This window comes from Enterobacter sp. WCHEn090032 (assembly GCF_003986875.1).
In the GTDB taxonomy this organism is placed as follows: Bacteria; Pseudomonadota; Gammaproteobacteria; order Enterobacterales; family Enterobacteriaceae; genus Enterobacter; species Enterobacter sichuanensis.
In genome coordinates, this window is the sequence record NZ_RXRN01000053.1 from 1 (window position 1) to 5,585 (window position 5,585).

Here is a 5,585-nt window from a genome sequence, read left to right on the forward strand (position 1 = left end):
GCACCGCTCTCAATCTTAACGACGACGCCCCAGCTTCACTGATTTCAGCACCACAAACTTGTTGTTGGTCGCGATGGTGACGCAGTTACCGAAAATCTTCTTCAGCTTGTGGAAGTAGTCCAGATGGCGGTTGGCGACGATGTACAGCTCGCCGTTGATCTTCAGACAGCGGCGCGCGTGGTGGAACATCTCCCAGGCGACGTTATCCGTCAGGGCATGCTTCTGGTGGAACGGCGGGTTACAGAACACCGCGTTGAAGCGGAACGGCTCTACGCCGGACAGCGCGTTGTTGATCATAAACTCGCAGCGGTCCAGCGCCTCTGGCAGGTTGGTTTCCACGTTCAGACGGCTGGAGGCCACCGCCATTGGCGATTCGTCGCTGAACACCACGCTGGCCTCCGGATTCTTCGCCAGCAGCGTCAGGCCAATCACACCGTTACCGCAGCCCAGATCGACAATCTCCCCTTCCAGATTTTCCGGCAGATGCTCAATAAAGAAACGCGCCCCGATATCCAGACCGGTGCGGGAGAAGACGTTCGCGTGGTTGTGGATGGTCCAGTCGGTCCCTTCCATCTTCCAGCTCAGCGTGTCCGGCGCGTCGGCCAGATCGGGCGCGCTGAACGTACAGTTGATCAGCCGCGCTTTTTTCCATGCCAGCGTCGTGGTGGTTGTCCCAAGGACTTTCTCAAACAGCTCCAGCGTCGAAGTGTGAATATCGCGCGCTTTGGCACCCGCGATGATGCGGGTTTCTGGCGTCACGACCTTACGCAACGCACGCAGCTGTTGCTCCAGCAGCGCCATGGTTTTTGGCACTTTAATGAGTACCACGCCAGGCGCCTGCGGGTAGTCCGCGGTGCTGTCGAGGAACTTCACGCTGGACTCTTCGATGTCGTTATGGCGCAGGTTTTCACGCGTTGCCAGCTCGCTTAAGTAAGAATCGCCGATGCTGTACGGCGCGTGTTCCGCCAGCGCACAGCCCAGCGCGCCAAAGGCATCATTCAGGATCAAAACCGGGCCGCGGATTTCAGTCTCATCCAACTGCTGCAGCAGATACTCATCCGCCGCTTCCCACGCCTGAAGCGGGTTAACGTCGTCCGTCTCCGGGAAACGTTTAAGGTTGAGTGAACGGAAACCGTTGTCTAAGTGGCTCATCGGCCCTCCTGAATGGTAAAATTTCGGCGTTATCCCTGAAAAGGGTGCGTGAGTATACCCGTTTTCAACTTATTTTGGGGTTTTGATGAACCAGCTGACTTATCTCCAGGGCTACCCGGAGCATCTGCTTTCCCAGGTCCGCACGTTAATTGCCGAGCAAAAACTGGGCGCGGTGCTGGAAAAACGCTACCCCGGCACGCACGATGTCGCGACCGATAAAGCCCTCTGGCAGTATACGCAGGATCTGAAAAACCGGTATCTGAAGAGCGCGCCGCCGATCAATAAGGTGATGTACGACAACAAGATCCATGTGCTGAAAAACGCGCTCGGCCTGCACACCGCCATTTCCCGCGTGCAGGGCGGCAAGCTGAAAGCAAAAGCCGAGATCCGCGTCGCGACGGTTTTCCGCAACGCGCCGGAAGCCTTCCTGCGAATGATCGTGGTGCACGAACTGGCGCACCTGAAAGAGAAAGAGCACGACAAAGCGTTTTACTCCCTGTGCTGCCACATGGAGCCGCAGTACCACCAGCTGGAGTTTGATACCCGTCTGTGGCTGACGCATTTATCGTTAAAAGGTAATGCGCAGTAGCGCACGCGAATTGTCATGATGACGTGCTACAGTGGCTAAAGGTTCCCCGCTACGGAGTACGTAAACGTTTATGATACGTTTCGCAGTCATTGGTACGAACTGGATCACGCGCCAGTTCGTCGACGCCGCCCACGAAACCGGCAAACTTAAACTTACCGCAGTCTATTCCCGCAGCCTTGAGCAGGCGCAGAGCTTTGCCAACGACTACCTCGTTGAGCATCTCTTCACCTCGCTTGATGACATGGCGCAAAGCGACGCCATTGACGCGGTGTATATCGCCAGCCCGAACTCTCTGCACTTCCCGCAAACGAAGCTGTTCCTCAGCCATAAAAAGCATGTGATTTGCGAGAAGCCGCTGGCGTCGAACATCGATGAAGTGGAAGCCGCCATCGCGCTGGCCCGCGAAAACCAGGTGGTGCTGTTCGAAGCGTTCAAAACCGCCAGCCTGCCAAACTTCCTGCTGCTGCAGCAGTCGCTGCCGAAAATTGGCAAGATGCGTAAAGCCTTTATCAACTACTGCCAGTATTCGTCGCGCTACCAGCGCTATCTGGACGGCGAGAACCCGAACACCTTTAACCCGGCCTTCTCGAACGGCTCGATTATGGATATCGGTTTTTACTGCCTGGCTTCCGCCGTGGCGCTGTGGGGCGAGCCGCACAGCGTAAGCGCTCAGGCCAGCCTGCTGGAGAGCGGCGTGGATGCACACGGGTTAGTGGTGCTGGATTACGGTGATTTCAGCGTCACGCTGCAGCACTCCAAAGTCAGCGATTCCGTCCTGCCGAGCGAAATTCAGGGCGAAGCCGGGTCGCTGGTGATCGAGAAGATCTCAGAGTGCCAGAAGGTCAGCTTTGTGCCGCGCGGCGGTAAAGCGCAGGAGCTGACGCAGCCTCAACATATAAACACTATGCTCTATGAGGCAGAGGTCTTCGCCCGCCTGGTGGAAGACAACGAAGTGAATCACCCAGGGCTCACGGTGAGCCGCAGCACGTCGAAACTGCAAACGGAGATCCGCCGTCAGACCGGCGTGGTGTTCCCGGCAGACGGCGTGAGCGCGAACGCTATCGCGTAAAGCTGTGTAATGAAACGGCGCAGACCATTGACGAAACCAATGGTCTGACATATTTTGTTACCTGCAAAGGGGAGTAACTTCTTCGCCGGTGGATCGTCATTACGATGCGTGCAAAACCGCATCCGGTCGCCGGGCAACCTTCGTGGTTGTAAGTGAGACCTTGCCGGAAGGCGAGGTCTATGCATAAAAAGCTAACGGCTATCGTCTTCTGACCATAGCCGTTTTTGTTTTTTATGTGTAAGGAAAATAGTATGCATTCTGTCGGCACTCCAATGTTGTGGGGCGGATTCGCGGTTATCGTGCTCATCATGCTGGCGATCGACCTCTTTTTGCAGGGGCGTCGCGGCGAGCACGGTATGACCATGAAACAGGCCGCCGTCTGGTCGCTGGTGTGGGTTACCCTCTCTCTGCTCTTCTGCGCCGCCTTCTGGTGGTATCTGGCCTCCACCGAGGGCCGGGCAGTGGCCGATCCTCAGGCGCTCGCCTTCCTCACCGGTTATCTGATTGAAAAAGCGCTGGCAGTCGATAACGTCTTCGTCTGGCTGATGCTGTTCAGCTACTTTGCCGTACCTGCTGCCCTGCAGCGCCGCGTGCTGGTGTACGGCGTGCTGGGCGCGATCGTTCTGCGTACCATTATGATCTTCGCCGGTAGCTGGCTGATTACCCAGTTCGAATGGCTGCTGTACGTCTTCGGCGCGTTCCTGCTGTTTACCGGGGTCAAAATGGCGCTGGCGAAAGAGGACGGCTCCGCGATTGGCGATCGTCCGCTGGTGAAGTGGATCCGTGGACATCTGCGCATGACCGACAGGATCGAGAACGAGCACTTCTTCGTGCGCAAGAACGGCCTGCTGTTTGCCACCCCGCTGCTGCTGGTGCTGATTCTGGTTGAGCTGAGCGATGTGATTTTCGCCGTGGACAGTATCCCGGCTATTTTCGCGGTGACCACCGACCCGTTCATCGTGCTGACCTCAAACCTGTTTGCGATCCTCGGTCTGCGCGCCATGTACTTCCTGCTGGCAGGCGCGGCGGAGCGCTTCTCAATGCTGAAGTACGGCCTGTCGGTGATCCTGGTGTTTATCGGTATCAAGATGCTGATCGTCGATTTCTACCATATCCCAATCGCCATCTCGCTCGGCGTGGTGTTTGGCATTCTGATCGTGACGCTGATTATCAATACCTGGGTTAACCGCCAGCACGATAAGAAGCAGCAGGCTTAGTGCGTTTTGCCCGGTGGCGCTGCGCTTACCGGGCCTACAACGTTACCCCGTAGGCCGGGCAAGCGCAGCGCCACCCGGCACTTTCGTTAATCAATAGTTAAAAAACATGACGCAACACGTAAAATCCAGCATTTTACGCTTCCCTCCTTTCGCGCATTCCCTATACTCGACCTGGCAAACATTTTCTTACATCCGGACATAAATGTGACTTAGAGCACATCCAGGATGGAACGCAATTTCACTCAGGAATAACGTATGAGCACACAATCTAGCGGTCTGTTCGCGCGCCTGGCGCAGGGCAGCCTCGTAAAACAAATTCTGGTCGGGCTGGTGCTGGGTATTCTGCTGGCGATGGTCTCAAAACCTGCCGCGGAAGCTACGGGGCTACTCGGGACACTGTTCGTTGGCGCCCTGAAAGCCGTCGCGCCGGTACTGGTTCTGATGCTGGTGATGGCATCTATCGCCAACCATCAACACGGACAAAAAACCAACATTCGCCCTATTCTGTTCCTGTATGTTCTGGGAACCTTCTCGGCGGCATTAACCGCCGTTGTATTTAGCTTCCTGTTCCCGTCCACGCTGCATCTGACCAGCGCCGCCGGTGAGATCACACCACCCTCAGGAATTGTGGAAGTGCTTCGCGGTCTGCTGATGAGCATGGTTTCTAACCCTGTCACGGCGCTGATGAGCGGCAACTACATAGGTATTCTGGTCTGGGCGATTGGCCTGGGCTTCGCGCTGCGCCACGGTAATGAGACCACCAAAAATCTGGTTAACGATCTGTCGAACGCCGTGACCTTTATGGTCAAACTGGTGATTCGCTTTGCGCCAGTCGGGATTTTCGGTCTGGTCTCCTCCACGCTGGCGACCACCGGTTTTGACGCGCTGTGGGGCTATGCCCAGCTGCTGGTTGTGCTGATCGGCTGTATGCTGCTGGTGGCGCTGGTGATCAACCCGCTGCTGGTGTTCTGGCAGATCCGCCGCAACCCGTATCCGCTGGTGCTGACCTGCCTGCGTGAGAGCGGCGTCTATGCCTTCTTCACCCGCAGCTCTGCGGCAAATATTCCGGTGAACATGGCGCTGGCGGAGAAGCTGAACCTGGACCGCGATACCTATTCCGTGTCGATCCCGCTGGGCGCAACCGTGAATATGGCGGGTGCGGCGATTACGATCACTGTACTGACTCTGGCGGCGGTGTATACGCTGGGTATTCCGGTAGATCTGCCAACCGCATTGCTGCTGAGCGTCGTGGCATCGCTGTGCGCCTGTGGCGCATCCGGCGTGGCGGGCGGTTCGCTGCTGCTGATCCCGCTGGCGTGCAATATGTTCGGTATCCCGAACGAGATCGCCATGCAGGTCGTGGCCGTCGGCTTTATCATCGGCGTGCTGCAGGACTCCTGCGAAACCGCGCTGAACTCTTCTACCGACGTGCTGTTTACCGCGGCGGCCTGTCAGGCGGAAGACGCCCGTTTAGCGAAGAACGCCCTGCGAGGTTAACAGCAAAACGGCAACCCTGAGGTTGCCGTTTTTAGTGTTTGTACCCTCTCCCCGTGGGAGA

General features: G+C 57.0%; 5 protein-coding genes. 4 read left to right on the forward strand and 1 reads right to left on the reverse strand.

Annotated features, from left to right (window positions below):
* Window positions 1-15 precede the first annotated feature (15 nt).
* Complete coding sequence (rlmG, locus tag EKN83_RS23030) at window positions 16-1,152, reverse strand: 23S rRNA (guanine(1835)-N(2))-methyltransferase RlmG (RefSeq protein ID WP_088244388.1); 1,137 nt, start codon at window positions 1,150-1,152, stop codon at window positions 16-18.
* 85 nt (window positions 1,153-1,237) lie between these two features.
* On the opposite strand from rlmG, the gene EKN83_RS23035 reads away from it, so the two are divergent.
* The 4 genes from EKN83_RS23035 to sstT all read left to right on the forward strand — a co-directional run bounded on the left by EKN83_RS23035 (window position 1,238) and on the right by sstT (window position 5,524).
* Window positions 1,238-1,741, forward strand: coding sequence for a YgjP-like metallopeptidase domain-containing protein (locus tag EKN83_RS23035; protein ID WP_025759578.1), 504 nt, complete (start codon window positions 1,238-1,240; stop codon window positions 1,739-1,741).
* 70 nt (window positions 1,742-1,811) lie between these two features.
* Window positions 1,812-2,810, forward strand: coding sequence for a Gfo/Idh/MocA family protein (locus EKN83_RS23040; protein WP_126801780.1), 999 nt, complete (start codon window positions 1,812-1,814; stop codon window positions 2,808-2,810).
* A 251-nt stretch (window positions 2,811-3,061) separates the two neighbouring features.
* A complete protein-coding gene (locus tag EKN83_RS23045) occupies window positions 3,062-4,027 on the forward strand; it encodes a TerC family protein (protein ID WP_025759576.1) in 966 nt (321 codons plus the stop codon).
* A 255-nt stretch (window positions 4,028-4,282) separates the two neighbouring features.
* Window positions 4,283-5,524, forward strand: a complete 1,242-nt coding sequence (gene sstT, locus EKN83_RS23050) for a serine/threonine transporter SstT (RefSeq protein WP_088244389.1) — start codon at window positions 4,283-4,285, stop codon at window positions 5,522-5,524.
* Window positions 5,525-5,585: the final 61 nt, after the last annotated feature.